The sequence below is a fragment of the Mycobacterium sp. SMC-8 genome (assembly GCF_025263565.1).
In the GTDB taxonomy this organism is placed as follows: Bacteria; Actinomycetota; Actinomycetes; order Mycobacteriales; family Mycobacteriaceae; genus Mycobacterium.
Map to the genome: position 1 here is coordinate 1,368,263 of NZ_CP079865.1, position 17,283 is coordinate 1,385,545.

At 68.1% G+C, this 17,283-nt stretch carries 20 protein-coding genes; 9 read left to right on the plus strand and 11 right to left on the minus strand.

Going from position 1 to position 17,283, the window contains the following annotated elements; all coding sequences use genetic code 11:
- Positions 1 to 8 precede the first annotated feature (8 nt).
- The 4 genes from KXD97_RS06780 to KXD97_RS06795 are packed head-to-tail and all read right to left on the minus strand — an operon-like array spanning position 9 to position 3,538.
- Positions 9 to 488 carry a DUF309 domain-containing protein gene (locus KXD97_RS06780; protein ID WP_260755997.1) on the minus strand — a complete coding sequence of 160 codons (480 nt, stop codon included), beginning with the start codon at positions 486 to 488 and terminating at the stop codon, positions 9 to 11.
- Between the two features lie 30 nt (positions 489 to 518).
- Positions 519 to 893, minus strand: a complete 375-nt coding sequence (gene trxA, locus KXD97_RS06785) for a thioredoxin (RefSeq protein ID WP_260755998.1) — start codon at positions 891 to 893, stop codon at positions 519 to 521.
- A gap of 49 nt (positions 894 to 942) precedes the next feature.
- Positions 943 to 2,142 (minus strand): FAD/NAD(P)-binding oxidoreductase, encoded by a 1,200-nt coding sequence (locus tag KXD97_RS06790; RefSeq protein WP_260755999.1) that lies wholly within the window; start codon positions 2,140 to 2,142, stop codon positions 943 to 945.
- 16 nt (positions 2,143 to 2,158) lie between these two features.
- The gene (locus KXD97_RS06795; RefSeq protein WP_260756000.1) at positions 2,159 to 3,538 is read right to left on the minus strand and encodes a rhodanese-like domain-containing protein; all 1,380 of its coding nucleotides are present in this window, start codon (positions 3,536 to 3,538) and stop codon (positions 2,159 to 2,161) included.
- A 200-nt stretch (positions 3,539 to 3,738) separates the two neighbouring features.
- Here KXD97_RS06795 and KXD97_RS06800 point away from each other — a divergent pair, with 200 nt between their 5' ends.
- From KXD97_RS06800 to KXD97_RS06820, 5 genes are read left to right on the plus strand one after another with little or no spacing between them, the layout of a single operon-like run.
- On the plus strand, positions 3,739 to 4,308 hold the full coding sequence (locus tag KXD97_RS06800) for a rhodanese-like domain-containing protein (RefSeq protein ID WP_260756001.1): 570 nt from the start codon (positions 3,739 to 3,741) through the stop codon (positions 4,306 to 4,308).
- Entirely contained in the window at positions 4,305 to 5,180 is an 876-nt protein-coding gene (locus tag KXD97_RS06805) for a sulfite exporter TauE/SafE family protein (RefSeq protein WP_260756002.1), read from the plus strand. Before KXD97_RS06800 ends, KXD97_RS06805 begins: the two co-directional genes overlap by 4 nt.
- Before the next feature lie 58 nt (positions 5,181 to 5,238).
- A complete protein-coding gene (locus KXD97_RS06810; protein WP_260756003.1) occupies positions 5,239 to 5,508 on the plus strand; it encodes a metal-sensitive transcriptional regulator in 270 nt (89 codons plus the stop codon).
- Between the two features lie 22 nt (positions 5,509 to 5,530).
- Positions 5,531 to 5,944 carry a DUF302 domain-containing protein gene (locus KXD97_RS06815; RefSeq protein WP_260756004.1) on the plus strand — a complete coding sequence of 138 codons (414 nt, stop codon included), beginning with the start codon at positions 5,531 to 5,533 and terminating at the stop codon, positions 5,942 to 5,944.
- A 27-nt stretch (positions 5,945 to 5,971) separates the two neighbouring features.
- A complete protein-coding gene (locus KXD97_RS06820) occupies positions 5,972 to 7,318 on the plus strand; it encodes a rhodanese-like domain-containing protein (RefSeq protein WP_260757869.1) in 1,347 nt (448 codons plus the stop codon).
- Here KXD97_RS06820 and KXD97_RS06825 read toward each other — a convergent pair.
- Both KXD97_RS06825 and KXD97_RS06830 read right to left on the minus strand, forming a co-directional pair.
- A complete protein-coding gene (locus tag KXD97_RS06825) occupies positions 7,311 to 7,652 on the minus strand; it encodes a DUF202 domain-containing protein (protein WP_260756005.1) in 342 nt (113 codons plus the stop codon). The genes KXD97_RS06820 and KXD97_RS06825 overlap by 8 nt on opposite strands.
- A 1-nt stretch (position 7,653) precedes the next feature.
- A complete protein-coding gene (locus KXD97_RS06830; RefSeq protein WP_260756006.1) occupies positions 7,654 to 8,007 on the minus strand; it encodes a YidH family protein in 354 nt (117 codons plus the stop codon).
- 61 nt (positions 8,008 to 8,068) lie between these two features.
- Here KXD97_RS06830 and KXD97_RS06835 point away from each other — a divergent pair, with 61 nt between their 5' ends.
- Positions 8,069 to 8,704, plus strand: coding sequence for a trimeric intracellular cation channel family protein (locus KXD97_RS06835; RefSeq protein WP_260756007.1), 636 nt, complete (start codon positions 8,069 to 8,071; stop codon positions 8,702 to 8,704).
- A gap of 92 nt (positions 8,705 to 8,796) precedes the next feature.
- Here KXD97_RS06835 and KXD97_RS06840 read toward each other — a convergent pair whose 3' ends face one another.
- Both KXD97_RS06840 and KXD97_RS06845 read right to left on the minus strand, forming a co-directional pair.
- Positions 8,797 to 9,621 carry an alpha/beta fold hydrolase gene (locus KXD97_RS06840; protein WP_260756008.1) on the minus strand — a complete coding sequence of 275 codons (825 nt, stop codon included), beginning with the start codon at positions 9,619 to 9,621 and terminating at the stop codon, positions 8,797 to 8,799.
- Between the two features lie 176 nt (positions 9,622 to 9,797).
- Positions 9,798 to 10,556, minus strand: coding sequence for an SCO6745 family protein (locus KXD97_RS06845; protein ID WP_260756009.1), 759 nt, complete (start codon positions 10,554 to 10,556; stop codon positions 9,798 to 9,800).
- A gap of 84 nt (positions 10,557 to 10,640) precedes the next feature.
- On the opposite strand from KXD97_RS06845, the gene KXD97_RS06850 reads away from it, so the two are divergent.
- From KXD97_RS06850 to KXD97_RS06860, 3 genes are all read left to right on the plus strand, one after another.
- Positions 10,641 to 11,294: a TetR/AcrR family transcriptional regulator gene (locus KXD97_RS06850; RefSeq protein ID WP_396884751.1), complete on the plus strand. Its 654-nt coding sequence runs from the start codon at positions 10,641 to 10,643 to the stop codon at positions 11,292 to 11,294.
- A 101-nt stretch (positions 11,295 to 11,395) separates the two neighbouring features.
- Positions 11,396 to 13,282 carry a S9 family peptidase gene (locus KXD97_RS06855; protein WP_260756010.1) on the plus strand — a complete coding sequence of 629 codons (1,887 nt, stop codon included), beginning with the start codon at positions 11,396 to 11,398 and terminating at the stop codon, positions 13,280 to 13,282.
- Between the two features lie 103 nt (positions 13,283 to 13,385).
- Complete coding sequence (locus KXD97_RS06860; RefSeq protein WP_260757871.1) at positions 13,386 to 14,291, plus strand: cation diffusion facilitator family transporter; 906 nt, start codon at positions 13,386 to 13,388, stop codon at positions 14,289 to 14,291.
- Between the two features lie 33 nt (positions 14,292 to 14,324).
- Here the strand turns inward: KXD97_RS06860 and KXD97_RS06865 are convergent, their stop codons facing one another.
- The 3 genes from KXD97_RS06865 to KXD97_RS06875 form a co-directional block, all read right to left on the minus strand.
- Positions 14,325 to 15,884: a PTS ascorbate transporter subunit IIC gene (locus tag KXD97_RS06865; RefSeq protein ID WP_260756011.1), complete on the minus strand. Its 1,560-nt coding sequence runs from the start codon at positions 15,882 to 15,884 to the stop codon at positions 14,325 to 14,327.
- 7 nt (positions 15,885 to 15,891) lie between these two features.
- On the minus strand, positions 15,892 to 16,659 hold the full coding sequence (locus KXD97_RS06870; RefSeq protein ID WP_260756012.1) for a PTS sugar transporter subunit IIA: 768 nt from the start codon (positions 16,657 to 16,659) through the stop codon (positions 15,892 to 15,894).
- Between the two features lie 160 nt (positions 16,660 to 16,819).
- A complete protein-coding gene (locus KXD97_RS06875) occupies positions 16,820 to 17,257 on the minus strand; it encodes a hypothetical protein (RefSeq protein ID WP_260756013.1) in 438 nt (145 codons plus the stop codon).
- Positions 17,258 to 17,283 lie beyond the last annotated feature (26 nt).

A 17,283-nucleotide genomic window follows, 5' to 3' on the forward strand; every position in this document is an offset into this window, starting at 1 on the left:
GTGATCGATTAGCCGGACCGTGTCAACATCGGCCTCAGGCGCGACGGTGAGATCTCAGCTGCCGCGTCCACGGCGCCGATCAGGTGGGCGGCCCAGCCGAGCAGTCCGTCGACGTCCACCGAATGCGGTGCGGGCGCGCCGACCTCCTGCAAGCGGCCGGCGCCGCGGCGAAGCAATGCCGATGCCCCGGCCGGGTTGCCGCGCTGGATCTGGGTGATGCCGACGGCGAGCTGGGCCAGTCCCTGCCACAGCGGCCTCTCATCCTCGGGGCGGTTCTTCCACGCCGCCTCCAGCACCTCGTGGGCGTTGAAGGCCAAGCCCCTGTTCAGCAGGTCCTGGGCGTAGGCCAAGGACTGGGCAGGCGGCAGCGCGAGATCGTCCGGGATGCGGGGCACGCCGTCGCTGCCCGGCGGAAGCGGCCGGCCCAGCGCGTCCCGGGGACGGGCGTTGCGGGGCCGGCCTGCTTCGTCGCGGGTGCGTTCGACCATGGGGACATGATGCCCCCGCAACCTCCACCGCTACACCTGGGCGGCGGCCTTGCGGGCGGCGATTTTGGCGCGGACATCATCCATGTCGAGCGCCTTGACGCGGTCGATCAGGTCCTCCAGCGCCGCGGGGTGCATGGCGCCGGCCTGCCGGTAGACGAGTACGCCGTCCCGGAAGGCCATCACGGTCGGGATCGACGTGATCTCCAGCGTGGCGGCCAGGTCGCGTTCGTGCTGGGTGTCGACCTTGGCGTACACGACCTCGGGATGCGCTTGGGATGACCGCTCGTACACCGGGGCGAACGCGCGGCACGGGCCGCACCATGAGGCCCAGAAGTCAACCAGCACAATCGCGTTGCCGGTGATGGTGGACTCGAAGTCGTCGTAGGTCAGGCTTGTGGTCGCCATTGACGTTTCCTTTCTCGAGTGTCCGTGTGTGGCAGTGGGGATCGAACCGTCAGGCCAGGCCCTTGAGCATCAGGTTCCAGTACATGAACGGCAGGCCGTATTTCTTCAGGTACCAGTAGCCCCGGTGCGGCTTGGTCGGGTTGATCAGCGGGAACGACGGCGTGAGGTTGAGGTCGTAGTCGAACTCCGCCAGCAGCATCGCGTGCGAGGACGTGACGATCGGACATGATCCGTAGCCGTTGTAGGAGGCGGTCAGTGGACGGCCCGTCAGCAGGGAGTCGATGTTCTGGACCACCACCGGCGCCTGCTTGCGGATCGCGGCCCCGGTCTTGGAGTTCGGGGACGATCCGGCGTCGCCGAGGCTGAACACGTTGGGGTACCGCACATGTTGCATGGTGTGCTTGTCGACCTCCACGTATCCGTTTGCATCGCCGGTCGACAGCGGGCCGGACTTGATCCAGTCCGGGGCAGACTGCCGGGGTACGGCGTGGAGCACGTCGTAGGGCAGCACGGTCCCGGAGCCGCCGTCCCCGCCGCGGGTCACGCCCACCTTGTGCGCCGCGGGGTCGACCGAGGTCACCTCCGCGTCGGTGTGCACGGTGATGCCGTAGTCCGCGGCGACCGCGTCGAGGCTGTCGGCGATCGCCGGGATGCCGAACAGCCGTGGCGTCGGCAACACCAGATGCACGTCGATGTCGGAGAGCACGCCCTGGGCCCGCCAGTAGTCGGCGGCCAGGTAGGCGATCTTCTGCGGCGCGCCGGCGCATTTGATCGGACCCGACGGCATCGCGAACACCGCTGTCCCCGAACGCAGGTCGCGGATGAACTCCCAGGTCCGCGGCGCCAGATCGAACCGGTAGTTCGAGGACACCCCGTCCTTGCCGAGCGCGTCGGCCAACCCCTCGGTGCGGTTCCAGTCCAGCTGGATGCCGGGACAGACCACGAGCACGTCGTACTCGTAGACCGCACCGTCGGCGCAGCTCACCGTGTTGTTGTCGGGGTCGATCGTCGCTGCGGCGTTTTTGATCCAGGTGGCACCGGTGGGCATCACCGAGGCCTCAGACCGGGCGGTCGTCGCCGCCTTGGCCTGACCGCCGCCGACGAGCGTCCACAGCGGTTGGTAGTAGTGCACGTCGGACGGTTCGATGACCGCGACATCGGAGTAACCCTTGCGCAGCAGCCGGGCCGCCACCGAGATGCCGGCGGTACCGCCGCCGACGATGACGATCTGATGCCTGCCGGTGGTCATGATCTCTCCTCACCACTCAGGCGTTCTGCCGGGACTCTTCCCAGGCGCCGAATCCGCCCAGGATGTCGCTGACGTCGGTGAAACCATTGCGCCGCAACAGGCTTGCGGCCACCGAGGACCGGTATCCGCCGGCGCAGTACACGACGGTCGGTTTGGCCGGATCCAGTTCGCTCAGCCTGGCCGGCAGCTGGCCCACCGGGATGGTGAGCGCGTCCGGGATGGTCCCCGCGGCCACCTCACCCGGGTTGCGGACATCGACGGCCTGCAGGTCGGCCAGTTCCGCGGCGCGCTGATCGAAGGCCTTGGCCGTCAGTCGCGACGCCCTCTGGACGTCGTCCTGATGGGCGGACATCACCTCGAACGGGCGATCCAGATAGCCGATGACCCGGTCGAATCCGATGCGGGCGAGGCGGGTTTTGGCTTCCAGCTCCTGGCCCGGTTCGGTGAACAGCACGATGTCGACGTCGGTGGGGACGACCGATCCGGCGAACTCGGCGTAGCGGCCCTCCAGCCCGATGTTGATCGCGCCGCGCAGGTGGCCCATCGCGAACTCCTCGGGTCCGCGCCCGTCGACCAGGACCGCGCCGCCGGCCATCGCGTCACGCACCTGCTCGTAGGTCATGGCTGCCGGCATCTTGGTCTCGTCCAGCAATTCCCGGTCCTTACGGTTGAGGATCGCGTCGTAGACGAAGTAGCTCGGCGCCGGCGGCTGACCTTCGGTGACCAGCGCCATGAAGGTGTCCTTGTCGGGCGCGCGCAGCGCGTAGTTGGTCTCCTTCTGCTCGCCCATCGTCGACCACAGATCGGTGGACAGGTTCTTGCCGCAAGCTGAGCCCGCGCCGTGGGCCGGATACACCCGGGTGGCATCAGGCAGCGTCATCAGCTTGTTGTGTAGCGAGTCGTACAGCTTCTCGGCCAGCTCCTCCCGGGTGAACCCGATCGAGGCCAGCAGGTCGGGCCGGCCGACGTCACCGATGAACAGCGCATCGCCGGTCAGCACTCCATAGGGCACCTCGTCGTCGGCGTGCTCGTACACCACGATGCTCATCGACTCCGGCGTGTGGCCGGGAGTGTGCCGGAACTCCAGCGTCACCTCGCCCAGCGAGTAACGCTCGCCGTCAGCCACGCCCATCGAGTCGAACTCGGTCTGGGCGACCGAGGAGTACACGATCTTGGCGCCGGTCGCCTTGGCCAGCTCCAGGTGGCCGGACAGGAAGTCGGCGTGGAAGTGCGTCTCGATCACGAGTTCGATCGTGTAGCCGAACTCCTCGGCGTCGGACAGGTACTCGGCCACGTCCCGCTGCGGGTCGACAACGACTGCTCGCCCGGTGGTTTCGTCGGCGATCAGATAGGACGCGTGGGACAGGCAGTCCAGGTAGTACTGGATGAACTTCATGACGGTGGTCCTCTCATTCGGTAGGTGGGTCCGACCTTCTGCATCCCAGACTGCCGATACCCCTATGGGTATGTCAAGTACCCCATGGGGTATAAAAATTCCATCTGGTCTGTACCCCTGGGGGTATGTGTACCATGGCCCTCAACATACCCCCGGCGGTATCGATAGGTCGAGCCGCTCCCGAGGAAAGGACTCGAAGAATGACCGCACTCGCCACCATCGATTCCCACGACCTGAACCGGATGCTCGGGTCGGCCGCCCCGCCGCGGGTGCTCGACGTGCGCACCCCGGGCGAGTTCGAGACCGCCCATATCGCCGGGGCCTACAACGTGCCGCTGGACCTGCTGCGTGAGCACCGCGATGGGATCATCAAGCACCTCGACGAGGACGTGGTCCTGGTCTGCCGGTCCGGCCAGCGCGCCGCCCAGGCCGAGGAGACTCTGCGCAACGCCGGCCTGTCGAACATGCACATCCTCGACGGCGGAATCACCGCCTGGGAGGCTGAGGGATTCGCGGTGAACCGCGGCGCTGCGCGTTGGGATCTGGAGCGTCAGGTCCGGTTCGTGGCCGGCTCGATCGTGCTGTCGACCATCCTGGGCAGCATCGCCGCCCCGAAGCTGAAGTGGGTGGCCGGCGCGGTCGGCGGCGGACTGACGTTCGCGGGCGTGTCCAACACCTGCGCGATGGGCATGCTGCTGTCGAAGTTGCCGTACAACCGAGGCGCCTCGTGCGACGCCCAGACCATCGTCAGCCAGCTGGTCGAGCGATGATCGCGCTCGCCATCGGCCTAGCCGTGTTCGTCGGCGTCGCGCTGGGACTGCTCGGGGGCGGCGGCTCGATCCTGACCGTCCCGCTGCTGGCCTACGTGGCCGGCATGGACGCCAAACAGGCCATCGCCACCTCACTGCTGGTCGTCGGCGTCACCAGTGCCATCGGCGCCGTCTCACACGCCCGGGCCGGGTGTGTGCAATGGCGCACCGGGCTGATCTTCGGGGCCGCGGGTATGGCCGGCGCCTACGGTGGTGGCCTGCTGGCCCGCTTCATCCCGGGCACCGTGCTGCTCATCGGCTTCGCGTTGATGATGATCGCCACCGCTGTCGCCATGCTGCGCGGGCGGAAGAACGTTCACACCGCCGAGGGCACCCACCGGCTGCCCGTTCCCAAGATCCTCGCCGAGGGCCTGGTGGTCGGCCTGGTCACGGGCCTGGTCGGCGCCGGTGGCGGCTTCCTCGTGGTACCCGCCCTTGCGCTGCTCGGCGGACTGCCGATGCCGGTCGCGGTCGGCACCTCGTTGATCGTGATCGCGATGAAGTCGTTCGCGGGTCTGGGCGGATATCTGTCCAGCGTGCAGATCGACTGGACGGTGGCGCTGGCCGTGACGGCCGCGGCCGTGGTGGGCGCACTGATCGGCGCGCGGCTGACCGCGATGGTCAACCCCGATTCGCTGCGCAAGGCGTTCGGCTGGTTCGTGCTGGTGATGTCCTCGGTGATCCTGGCCCAGGAGATCCACATCGGCGTCGGGATCGCCGCGGCGGCATCGACCGCGGTCGCCGCGCTCATGACGTTCGCCTGCAGCCGGTACGGGCATTGCCCGCTGCGCCGGATCACCGGCATCGGGGCCTCGGGGGGCGCGCCGGCGTGACGCGGGGAATACCCCCGCGGGTACCATCGCTGTAACGTCCGATGAAAGGAGATGCGCCATGGTTGGTGACGAAGACGCGATCGCCGCGGTGCTCAACAGGCTGCGCAGGGCGCAGGGTCAGCTTGCCGGGGTGATCTCGATGATCGAACAGGGCCGGGACTGCAAGGACGTCGTCACGCAGCTGGCGGCGGTGTCTAGAGCGCTGGACAAGGCCGGCTTCAAGATTGTCGCCACCGGGTTGCGGGAATGCCTGACCGGAGAAGCCGCCGACGGCCAGAAGCCGATGTCCGAGGCCGAGCTGGAGAAGCTGTTCCTGGCTCTGGCCTGAAAACCAACAGATCGGAAAAATCATGGGCTACGCATTGTCGACCACGCTGCACACAACGTTTGAGGATGCGGTGGAACGCACCCGGAAAGCGTTGGTGGACCAGGGTTTCGGTGTGCTCACCGAGATCGACATGAAAGCCACCCTGAAGGCGAAGCTGGGCGAGGACATGGAGGACTACCTGATCCTCGGCGCGTGCAATCCGCCGCTGGCGCATCGCGCGGTCAACGCCGACCGCCAGATCGGACTGCTGCTGCCCTGCAACGTCGCCGTCCGCGCCGACACATCGGGCGGCGACGATACGGTAATCGTCGACGCGATGGACCCACAGATCATGGTCCAGGTCTCGGATCAACCGGGCCTGCGCGAGGTCGCCGACGAGGCCGCCGCCAAGCTGCGGGCCGCGATCGAGGCACTGCAGTCCACCGACGACCGATAGGAACGTCGATTCGACATGGACACCGCCGTGGAGGTCACCATCATCGAGACCTCGGGCCTGGGTGATCGGAGTTACCTGATCAGCGCCGACGGCACCGCCGTCGTGGTCGACCCGCAACGCGACATCGACCGGGTGCTCGATCTGGCCGGCGAGCGCGGGGTGCAGATCACCCATGTTCTCGAGACGCACATCCACAACGACTATGTGACCGGCGGCCTGGAGCTGTCCCGCGTCACCGGTGCCGAGTACGTGGTGCCCGCCGGGGATGACGTGGGATACCGGCGCCGCGCGGTGAGCGACGGTGACGTCGTCGACGCCGGCCCGGTCCGGCTGCAGGTGATGCACACTCCCGGCCACACCCATCACCACGTCAGTTACGTGGCGCGCGATTCCCGTGATTCGGTGGTCGGGGTATTCACCGGCGGGTCGATGCTGCACGGCACCACCGGGCGCACGGACCTGCTCGGCGCCGAGCACACCCAGGAACTCAGCCACGCACAGTTCCATTCGGTGCGTCGGCTCGCCGCCGAACTGCCCGACACCGCCCAGGTGTACCCCACCCACGGCTTCGGCAGCTTCTGCTCGGCCACCCCGGCCAGCGGGGATTCCTCCACGATCGCCGATCAACGCCAGACCAATCCGGCGCTCACCCGGGACGAGCAGAGCTATGTCGACGAACTGATCGCCGGGTTGGGCGCCTATCCCGCGTATTACGCGCACATGGGCGTCATCAACACCGCCGGCCCGGAGCCCGTCGACCTGTCGCTGCCCGAACCGGTCGATCCCGACGAACTGCGGCGCCGTATCGAAGCCCGCGAATGGGTGGTGGACTTGCGTAGCCGCACCGCGTTCGCCGCCGGGCATCTCGGCGGCACGCTCGGCTTCGAGTTGTCGGAGTCCTTCGTCACCTATCTGGGGTGGCTGTATTCGTGGGGCTCACCGCTGACGCTCATCGGCGACGATGTCGACCAGATCGCCGATGCCCGAAGAGAACTCGCCCGCATCGGGGTGGACAACCTCACGGGCTCCGCAGTCGGCGACATCCGCGCGCTGGCCGCGGGCACGCCATTGCGGTCCTACCGCGTCTCCGACTTCGCCGCGCTGGGCGAGGCCATCCGGGAGAGGCGACCGGCCGTCCTCGATGTCCGCCAGAGCGGCGAGTTCGCCGAGGGGCACATCCCCGGCGCGGTCAACATTCCGCTGCACGAGCTGAGCAAGCGCCTCCAGGATGTCCCCGACGGCGAGGTATGGGTGCACTGCGCGTCCGGATACCGCTCCTCGATCGCCGCCTCGATCATCGACCGACCCGGCCGCACGGTGGTCCTCGTCGACGACGCGTTCGACCAGGCAGAGAAACTCGGTCTGGTCAGTTGATCGCGAACAACAATGCGCCGACGACGGCGGCAGCGAAAACCACTGTGGCGCTGCCGATCAGCAGCACCTCCGCCTGCGGGGCCCCGGTGACCACCCGGCCGGCGACGACCGGGCTGTCCCTGATCTGCCGCGACCGACGGTAGCCGAGCGCCAGCACCAGCAGTGCGAGCAGCGCCGCGGTGACGGCGAGCAGGATCCGTCCGGGCCCGAGCGGCCCGTGCTGACGCAACAGCACCAGGGCTCCACCCACGAGGAAACCGAATGAGCTTCTCTCCCAAGACAGCAACGTGCGCTCGGCGGGCAGGCCCGGTTTGGAGGGTTCGCGGCGGGGCATCTCACTGTCCGGTTGGCGGCCAGATCACCAGCACCGCGAGGACCGCCAGCGTCACGACGAAGATCGCGCCGCCGAGCAGCACCGGGGTATGGGTCGGCGGCAGCTCCTCGTCGCGGCGCATGGCCGCCTGCACGCGCTGCCAGCGGCGCACGGCCAATACGGCCAGCACCCCGCCGCCGGCGGTCAGCACCACGCTGAGACCGTGCCGCACGCCGGGGATCCCGAACGACGGCACGAACTGGACGACGGCGATGCCGCCGGCGATCAACGCCAGAGCCGTGCGGATCCACGCCAGAAAGGTGCGCTCGTTGGCCAGCGTGAAGCGGTAGTCCGGTTCCTCCTCGCCGGAGCTCATCGCATCGCCTCCCTCCCGCATCGTTGCTCAGCGTACGGGCCCCGCGTGATAGGCAGGACGGGTGAGCACCCAACCGCCGCTGTTGTTTGCGCTCGACCTGACCGGCACGTTCGTGTTCGGGCTGAACGGGGCGCTGACGGCCTTGCGGGTGACCCATCTCGAGGTGGTCGGCGTGGTGACCCTCGGCATGATGACCGCGTTAGGCGGCGGGGTGATCCGCGATGTGCTGATCGGCGCGGTGCCGCCGGCGACGTTCCTGTACTGGCCGTACTTCACCCTCGCGGTCTGCGGTGCGCTCATCGCGTTCGTGCTCAATCACTGGCTGGACCGGCTCGGCATGTCGATCACGATCCTCGACGCCGTCGGGTTGAGCGTGTTCGCCGTGATCGGCGCGAGCAAGGCGGTGGAGTTCGGCCTCGGGGCCGGCCCCGCGGTGCTGCTCGGCGTGATCACCGCGGTCGGCGGCGGCACCATTCGTGACGCCCTGGTCGGGCAGGTCCCGACGGTGCTGCGGAGCGAGCTGTACGCGATTCCGGCGCTGGTGGCCGCCGCGATCACCGTGGCGGCCATCGGCCTGGATGTCTATGGACTGGCCGCCGCGCTCGGGGCGGCGGCGGTGTGCTTCGTGATTAGGATGCTCGGCGTCCGCTACCAGCTCAACGCGCCTCGGCCACCGGGCTTTTCGAATCCGTCTTAGCCGTGTGCGTCGCCGCCGTGAGTATCGCGAGCAGACACAAACTCGCACGGGAGACGCCGAAATGATGCGAGTTTGTGTCTGCTCGCGATGGGTCAGCCCACGAAGTCCCGCAGCAGCTGCGCCATGATCGCCGGTTGGTCCTCGGGTATCAACGTCCAGGAGTCGTCAACGATCACCTTGCGCGCGTCGGGATAGAGCTCGACCAGCCGATCGGCATGCGCGAGCGGCATCATCCGGTCCTCGCGCGCCCACACGACGAGCACCGGCCGACCGAAACCCACCAGTTTTTGTGACATTTCGAGTAGGCGGCGACGCGGGGGCGCGCCCGTGGCGAACTTGACCAGCTCGCGACGTACCGCGGCGTTGCGCGCGGCGGGACCGAACCACTCGTCGAACAGACTGTCCGGGATCCCGTTCTTGGCCATCGCTCCGTACGCCCGGCGGCTGTGTCGGAAGAAACGGGTGCCGAGCAGCCTGCTCAGTACCCAGCCACCGCCGGGCAGTCGGCACAGCAGTGCGGCGGGGCGGGCCGGCGCGGGCGGGAAGTTGTCGAAGGCTTCGCAGGAAGCGAGCACCAGTCGCCCGACGCGCTCGTCGCGACCTTCGCTGATCACGAATTGTCCTCCGCCCCAGTCGTTGAGGACAAGGGTCACATCGTCGAGGTCGAGCGCATCGAGGAAATCGGCGAGGATGCCCGCGACGCCGGTCTGTGTGAGGTCGGCGTCGTCGGCCATCGGCATCGTGTGCGCACCCAGTGGCAGGGTCGGCGTGATGCACCGGTAGCCCGGCAGCAGCGGGATGACCTTGCGCCGCTGCCGCCCGTCCATGAGCAGCCCGTGTCCGAACACCAGGACCGGTCCGTCCCCTCCGGTGTCTCCGTAGGCGATCGATCCAGCCGGCACGTCGACGGTGCGCATCGCCCCTCCTGGATAGCTCGTTTGACCTACCGAAACGGTATGCTTCCGGCACTCGATGCGCGACAGGTCTCGCGGCACGGTTCGGCCTGGTCGGTGTCGGCGAAGAGGAGAGCCGGTGGCCGGCCACACGCTACGGCCGACTGTGCGCGCCGCCGTGGCGACCGCGGCAGGCTAGGTCAGGCCGGCACGTTGGCCTTCAAGGTCGCCAACGCCTCGGTGGTGAGCCGGGCGAGCTCGGCGGCCTCCTCGGCGTCCAGGGCCTCGGTGAAGAGGTCGGCCATCCGCCGGTTGGTCGCCTCTTCGATCTCGTCGTACCGATCCTTCTTGTCCGCACCGTCGGCGAACGGTTCGGGCCAGCCGAACATCGCCGCGTACTGCGGGCCCTTGTTGAGCATGTGCGCCTCGACCGGCGTAATCCCCGACAGCGACAGGACGTTGAAGTGCACCCCGGCCCGCAGTTCCCGCAGCACGAACATCACCTGCAGCGCCCGGGCGGGGGCGTCCTCGGCCAACGGCATCTCACGCCAGCCGGCAAACAGCGGTAGGGCCGCGATCGGCGTCGCCGCGATGAGCTTCTCCCCCAGCGCCGCGATGCGGTCCAGTCCGGCGGCGCCGGACAGGTACTTGCGCCCGAACTCGGCGGTCTGCTCCCAGTAGGTCTGCGCCGCGCCGGCTGCGCCGCGCACCGCGACACCCTCGTCCCACAGCGCGGCCACACCGGTCGGTTCGAAGACGGCGAACACCGCGGCCACCGTCCTGCCGGTGGCCTCGCCCAGCACTCCGCCGCGCCCGGCGATGTAGCCCGCCAGCGGGTTCTGGTAGCCGGCTGCGACGCTCCCGCCGAAGGTCTCGGGATGCAGCATGAACACCGCAACCGCCTTTTCGACGGCGGCCCCCGCGCTCGCAACGGAATCGGTCAGCGTGGCATCAGTCATGTCCGGAAGGTTAGCGCTGCCCTTTATGTGCGGTCACCTCCGGCGCACCTGCCCTTGACGGCGTTGTCACTTAGTGACACAGTGGTGCTGTCACTAAGTGACAAGGAGGTAGCGGTCATCGACACCCACGACAAGCAGGCGCTGGCGCGCCTGGAGGTGTCCCGGCACGCGTGCGACCTGTTCTGGGAGCAAGGCGTCTCTGCGACAAGCGGTGACGACATCGCTTCGGCGGCAGGGCTTTCCACTCGCACGGTGTGGCGGTACTTCCGCAGTAAGGAGGCCTGTGTGGAGCCCGTGCTGGCGGTGTCGGCGCAGCGTTTCCTCACGCTGGCACACCAGTGGCCGGCCGAGCTGTCCTTGGCCGACCACATGGCGGCCTACACCGCGGCCAACCCGCTGGACGACGAGGAGATCGCCGACGTGCGGCGCGCGCTGCGCATCACCGCCGTCTCGGTGGACGAACCCGCGCTGCGGACCTCGTATCTGATGGTGCACGACCAGATGGAGCGCGACTTCATTCCTGTTGTCGCCGAACGGCTTCAGCTGCCGCAGCAACACCTCACAGTCCGCCTGTGCGCCGCCGCGGTGACCGGGGCGTTCCGTGTCATCGACGAGGACGTGGGCCGCCGGGTCATCCTCGAGGACGAGACGGTCAGCCAGGAAGAGGCCCTGGACCTGATCGACCGCGCCGTCAGGGACGCAACCAACGGCCGTTTCGGTGGTCCCGTCGACACCTGATCGAAATCCGAAGCACCACAATCGCATAGGCACGTCACTCTGCCAGAGGGCTCGACTCCGGCGGCGGAATCGACGCTGCCTGCCTACTCAGAAAGGTTTTCATGACACAGCCCGCGTACATCTCGGTGGAGGACTTCTTCAACCCGCCCACCCGCGCCGGCGCGGCGATCTCCCCCGACGGATCGCGCATCGCATTTCTCGCGCCCTGGCGGAACCGGCTCAACGTGTGGGTCCAGGACATCGACTCCGACGGCGAAGCGCGCTGTGTCACCAGCGATGACCGCCGCAGCGTGCATCACTTCGACTGGACCGACGATCCGCGCTGGATCATCTACCTGCAGGACACCGACGGCGACGAGAACTGGCACATCCACCGCATCGACCTGGACGCTCCGGCCGGTGCCACCGTCGACCTCACCCCTTTTCCCGGCGTCATCGCCTCGCCGATCGGGGACGTCAAGAACGGCAAGGTCGCGGTCATCACGAACCAGCGCAACGCGCAGTTGTTCGACGTCTATGAACTCGATATCGCCACCGGCGATCTGACCTTGCTCGCCGAGAACCCGGGAACCGCGTCGAACTGGCTGCGCAGCGACAACGGGCGTCTGTTCGCGACATCGCTGACGCCGGACGGCAATCTCGATCTGTCGCGCTGGGACAGCGAGTCCGCGACATTGCGGTCCATCACGACCTTCGACGGATCCGACCATCCCGTCGGCATCCATCCGCTCGTGCTGACTCCCGACGGCACGGGGGTTTGGATGGGGTCCTACCGCGGCAGCGACCGTTCCCGCCTGGTCCGGATCGATCTGGCCACCGGCCAGGAAGCCGAGGTCGACAGTCACCCCCAGTTCGATCTCGATCACCGCGGCGTGGTCAACCCGTTCATGTCGCAGCCGCTGATCCAGGACCGTCGGACCGGCGAACTGCTCGGCGTACGCTACGCCCGCGAGCGACAGGTCATTCACGCGCTCAATCCCCGATTCGCCGACGTTCTCTCGAAGCTGGAGAAGCTCTCCGACGGTGACATCGGCCGGATCACCTCCGACGAGGCCGGCCGGCGGTGGGTCGTCAGCTTCACCCACGACCGGGATCCCCACGCGACCTACCTCTACGACCATGAGACCGGCGTGAGCCGGCTGCTGTACCGGCCGTTCCCGCATCTCGATCCCGACCAGTTGGCCCCGATGCAGCCGGTGGCGATCACCTCACGGGACGGCCTGACCCTGCACTCGTATCTGACCCTGCCGCTCGGGGTGCCGCCGAAGGGGCTGCCGCTGGTCCTGATGGTGCACGGCGGACCGTGGTACCGCGACAGCTGGGACTATCACCCCGGCGTGCAACTGCTGGCCAACCGCGGATATGCGGTGCTGCAGGTCAACTTCCGGGGGTCGCTCGGCTACGGCAAGTCGTTCCTCAAGGCCGCGATCGGCGAGTTCGCGGGCAGGATGCACGACGACCTGATCGACGGGGTGAACTGGGCGGTCGAGCAGGGCTACGCCGACCGGGACCGGGTCGCCATCCTCGGCGGCTCCTACGGCGGTTACGCGGCGCTGGTCGGCGTCACGTTCACCCCGGACGTGTTCGCCGCCGCCGTCGACTACGTCGGCATCAGCGATCTGGCGAACTTCATGCGGACCCTGCCGCCGGTGGCGAGGCCGCACCTGGCCAACAACTGGCACCGCTACGTCGGTGATCCCGACGACCCCGAACAGCTGGCGGACATGATGGCGCGCTCCCCGATCACCAAGGTGGATCAGATCCGCACCCCGCTGATGGTGATCCAGGGCGCCAACGACGTCCGGGTCGTGCAGGCCGAGTCCGACAACCTGGTGGACGCACTGCGCGCCCGCGGTGTCGAGGTCGAATACCTGGTCCAGGCCGATGAGGGCCACGGCGCGGTGAACCCCGAGAACGTGATCGCGATGTATCGCGCGATCGAACGTTTCCTCGCACGGTACGTGGGTCGGGCGGGCGGGAAACCTTAGCGGCTGCCTTGGCTTGGTGCTGTGGTTCGATGAACTCCGCAAGCTGGTGCTGCGCGCGCGCCTTCCGCGGCGGCGGCCCCGCGAGAGATCGGATGGGCCGGAGATGACTGCGATTCCGTTGTCCAAGCAGCAGGAGCACCGTCTGCTGTCACGTTTCATGCTGCTGAGCCTGGCCGCCGCACTCGTGACCATGGCGCTGAAGGCGGCTGCCGCCGTGGTCACCGGTTCGGTCGGGTTCCTGTCCGACGCGTTGGAATCCGGTGTCAATCTTGTTGCGGCCGTGGTGGCGCTGTGGGCGCTGCGGGTAGCGGCCCGCCCGCGCGACGCCGACCACCACTTCGGTCATGGCAAGGCCGAGTACCTGTCAGCTCTGGTCGAGGGCGCGATGATCTTCGTGGCCGCCACGGCGATCATCTGGAGCGCCGTCGAACGCCTGATGAGCCCCGCGCCGCTAGTCCAGCCCGGATTGGGGCTGGCCCTGTCCACCGTCGCGGCAGTGGTCAACCTCGTCGTTGGGGTCACCCTGCACCGGGTGGGCCGACAACATCGCTCGGCCACCCTCGTCGCCGACGGCAAGCACCTGATGACCGATGTATGGACCTCCGCCGGCGTGATCGTAGGCATCTCCCTTGTCGCGCTGACGGGCTGGTACCCACTCGATCCGATCGTCGCGTTGGCGGTCGGGGTCAACATTCTCTGGACGGGTTACCGGTTACTGCGCGGCTCGATGAGCAGTCTGCTCAGCGCCGCCCTCCCCGACGACGATCACGCCGCGGTGGACGCGGTCCTGGACCGATACCGCTGCGCGTATCCCATCGAGTTCGCGCCGCTGCGCACGGTCGAATCCGGCCGCCAGCGTCTCGTTTTCGTTGTCGTCACCGTGCCCGGGCAGTGGACCGTGCAGGCGGCACACGACCTCGCCGACCGGCTGGAAGCCGACATCGACGCAGCACTGCCGCACACCGAGACCTTCATCCACGTCGAGCCGGCAGGCGCACCCGCTCCATAGGGAGTGGGGCCCAGTGAGCGGCGGTGCCGACCGTCAGGTGCGGGGCGCCGGCGGGGGCGGTGGTGCGCCGACCGGCGGTGCGATCTTGGGGTAGCTGCGGGCCCCGGGATGCTCGCCCCCGGACCCCGCCCCCGCGCCAGCCGGAGCCGGACGCCCCGGGGCGGGATCCCAGTCGGTGTCCACCAGCCGCTTCTGCACCGCGATCGCCAGTCCCAGCAGGATCCCGCCGATCATCAGCATCGACACCATGCCCCACACCGTGCCCAGCTTGGCGGCGTTGCCCAGAACGATTCCGTACCAACCGAAGTCGGTGTCGCCGAAGGTGGTGTTCTCCTCACCGAATGCTCCCAGCACACGCACCAGCAACGCAGGCAGGAATGTGATCAGCAGCCCGTTGACGAAACCGCCGGCGATCGCGCCCCGTCTGCCGCCGGTGGCATTGCCGTACACCCCTGCGGCGCCGCCGGTGAAGAAGTGCGGCACCAGGCCGGGCAGCACCAGCACCCAGCCGAACGCGGGTCCGAGCCACACCGACAGCACCGCCAGGCCGACCAGTCCGGCGACAAAGCTCGAGACGAAACCGATCAGCACCGCGTTCTGGGCGTACGGGAACACGATCGGGGCGTCCAGTGCGGGCACCGCTCCCGGGACCACCCGTTCGGCAATGCCCTGGAACGCCGGCACCAGCTCGCCGAGGATGGTCCGCACCCCGAACAGGATCACCGCGACGGCCACACCGAAGCTGAGTCCCTCGGTCACGCCCTTCATCAGGTAGTTGCCGACATCGACGGCGGCGCCGGCGCCGGTGTCGTCGGCGAACGCGGCGAACGCGGTATCCCGGCCGGCTCTGACCAGGTAGATCAGCGACACCACCAGGTACATAAGCACCATCGACAACGCGGTGGCGACCATCGAATCACGCAGGAAACGCAGCGTTTCCGGGAGTTTGAGGTCTTCGGTCGACCGGCTCTTGCTGCCGCCCACGAACCGGCCCGTGACACCGGAGGCGATATAACCGAGGGTGCCGAAGTGACCGATCGCGATGCTGTCGTCGCCGGTGATCCGTTTGGTCCAGGGCTGGGCCAGGGCCGGCAGCGACACCATCACCACACCCAGCAGGAAGCCGCCGAGCAGGATCACGACCGGGGTGTCCAAGCCGGCGGTGGCCAGCACAATAGTCAGCAGCGTCGCCATGAACAGCGTGTGGTGGCCGGTGAGGAACACGTAGTGCAGCGGCGTGAACCGGGCCAGCAGCAGGCTCACGGCGAACCCGAGGATCATCAGCCACGCCACCTGGGCGCCGTACTGTTCCTGCGCGATACCGACGATCGCCTCGTTGGTGGGGACCACGCCCTGGGTGCCCGCGGCGCCCTGGATCATCACCCCGAGCGGGTCCAGGGAGCTGACCACCAGGGTGGCGCCCGCGCTGACCAGCAGGAAGCCCAGGGTCGCCTTGAGTGCTCCGCCGATCACCTGCCCGGCGGACTTGCGCAGTGCGATCAGGCCGATCGCGGTGATGATGCCGATCAGATAGGCCGGGACGGAGAGGATTTCGTTGACCAGGAATTCGGCGGTGCCGACCAGCCAGTTCATCGGGCTCCTAGACGTCGTAGGAATCGCGCAGTGCGCCGTCCACTTCGGAGGTGGAGGTGAAGTTGTCGATCACCTTGACGGGCACCCCGACGTCTCCGAGGGTCCGGGCGATCTCGCCTGAGGTCAGGATGAGGTCGGCGCTGTTGGCCTTGCCTTTCGCCGAGATCGTGTCGGTGGCCTCGACGGTGATGAAGGGCGCCCAGCCCCAGGTCTGCAGCACCTGCTCGAGCGTGTTCTTCAGAAAAAGGCTGGTGCCCAGACCGTTTCCGCACACGGTGAGGATCAGGTTGTTGGTCTTGGCCGGCGCCGCGTTCCCGGTCGCCGAGCGCGGGTCGCCCAGTGCCGCCAGGACCTCGGCCGGTGTCGCCGCGGAATCCAGCGCTGCGCGCCGGGCCGGATCCCCGAGCACCTTGGCCAGTTGCGCCATCGCCGCGGTATGCGCACCGGCGTCGCTGGCGGCCAGCGCCACCACCAGTGTCACCGGGTCATTGGTCTTGTGCCCGAACGCCACCGGGTCGGCCAGACGGACCCAGGACATGCCGGTGCGGTGGACGGCCGGCGAGGACCGTGCGTGCGCGAACGCGAAACCCGGTGCCACCACGATGTAGGGGCCGTTGGCTTCGACATTCGCGATCATCGAGTCGGTGTAGGCGGTCTCGGCGATGCCCGCGTGTTCCAACAGCCTGCCGGCCGCGGTGATCGCCGCCCGCCAGCTCTCGGCGGGGACGTCAAGGGCAACGCGGTCTTCGGAGAGCAGGTCGACCAACTCGGCCATGTGCCCCACCATAGACGCCCACCGCGCGCACAGGGCCGATTCGCGGCGTGAAGACGCCGTCGTCACCGTGCACCGGCGATTCCTCCCGGCCGGACCCAGACCGGCGGGACTTGAAACATGCTGGTAATCAGGGTATTTCATGCACGCCCGGACTGCCACCCTAGGCGCTGACCAGCATTTCGGCTCCGGGGTGCGAGCTGAGCGTGACGAGAACCGTGCCGCTGCCCGTTTCCAACATGGTGTTGGCGTACCCGATGAAGCCGTAGTGCCCGTCGATCGTCGAGACGGCGGTGATCTCCCCGCTACCGGAGGCTCCGGTGTCGAGATTGGACCACCCGGCGGTCACGGTCAGCGAGCAGGATCCGTCGTAGATGCCGGCGTCGTAGTTGATCGAGACCCGGACGCCGTTCTCCACCCGATCGTAGGTCTGGACCGGTGCCACCTGCGCCTCGCCGCTGACGGTGCCCGCGCAGGCCGGGGACGCCACTACCGGAACCGGTGGCAGCTCCGCGTAGGTGTCGGCATGCGCGGCGGCCACCGTCAGCCACGGCACGGTCAGCGCGGCCGCCACCGCGCCAGGAGCTCGCAACCGGGTCATGCCTGTGTCATCGCGGCGGGCCCGCG

Excerpts from the sequence above, each read along its gene's own strand:
- KXD97_RS06780 (WP_260755997.1), bottom strand. The coding sequence starts at position 488 with ATGGTCGAACGCACCCGCGACGAAGCAGGCCGGCCCCGCAACGCCCGT.
- trxA (WP_260755998.1), bottom strand. The coding sequence starts at position 893 with ATGGCGACCACAAGCCTGACCTACGACGACTTCGAGTCCACCATCACC.
- KXD97_RS06790 (WP_260755999.1), bottom strand. The coding sequence starts at position 2,142 with ATGACCACCGGCAGGCATCAGATCGTCATCGTCGGCGGCGGTACCGCC.
- KXD97_RS06795 (WP_260756000.1), bottom strand. The coding sequence starts at position 3,538 with ATGAAGTTCATCCAGTACTACCTGGACTGCCTGTCCCACGCGTCCTAT.
- KXD97_RS06800 (WP_260756001.1), top strand. The coding sequence starts at position 3,739 with ATGACCGCACTCGCCACCATCGATTCCCACGACCTGAACCGGATGCTC.
- KXD97_RS06805 (WP_260756002.1), top strand. The coding sequence starts at position 4,305 with ATGATCGCGCTCGCCATCGGCCTAGCCGTGTTCGTCGGCGTCGCGCTG.
- KXD97_RS06810 (WP_260756003.1), top strand. The coding sequence starts at position 5,239 with ATGGTTGGTGACGAAGACGCGATCGCCGCGGTGCTCAACAGGCTGCGC.
- KXD97_RS06815 (WP_260756004.1), top strand. The coding sequence starts at position 5,531 with ATGGGCTACGCATTGTCGACCACGCTGCACACAACGTTTGAGGATGCG.
- KXD97_RS06825 (WP_260756005.1), bottom strand. The coding sequence starts at position 7,652 with ATGCCCCGCCGCGAACCCTCCAAACCGGGCCTGCCCGCCGAGCGCACG.
- KXD97_RS06830 (WP_260756006.1), bottom strand. The coding sequence starts at position 8,007 with ATGAGCTCCGGCGAGGAGGAACCGGACTACCGCTTCACGCTGGCCAAC.
- KXD97_RS06840 (WP_260756008.1), bottom strand. The coding sequence starts at position 9,621 with ATGCGCACCGTCGACGTGCCGGCTGGATCGATCGCCTACGGAGACACC.
- KXD97_RS06845 (WP_260756009.1), bottom strand. The coding sequence starts at position 10,556 with ATGACTGATGCCACGCTGACCGATTCCGTTGCGAGCGCGGGGGCCGCC.
- KXD97_RS06855 (WP_260756010.1), top strand. The coding sequence starts at position 11,396 with ATGACACAGCCCGCGTACATCTCGGTGGAGGACTTCTTCAACCCGCCC.
- KXD97_RS06860 (WP_260757871.1), top strand. The coding sequence starts at position 13,386 with ATGACTGCGATTCCGTTGTCCAAGCAGCAGGAGCACCGTCTGCTGTCA.
- KXD97_RS06865 (WP_260756011.1), bottom strand. The coding sequence starts at position 15,884 with ATGAACTGGCTGGTCGGCACCGCCGAATTCCTGGTCAACGAAATCCTC.
- KXD97_RS06870 (WP_260756012.1), bottom strand. The coding sequence starts at position 16,659 with ATGGCCGAGTTGGTCGACCTGCTCTCCGAAGACCGCGTTGCCCTTGAC.
- KXD97_RS06875 (WP_260756013.1), bottom strand. The coding sequence starts at position 17,257 with ATGACCCGGTTGCGAGCTCCTGGCGCGGTGGCGGCCGCGCTGACCGTG.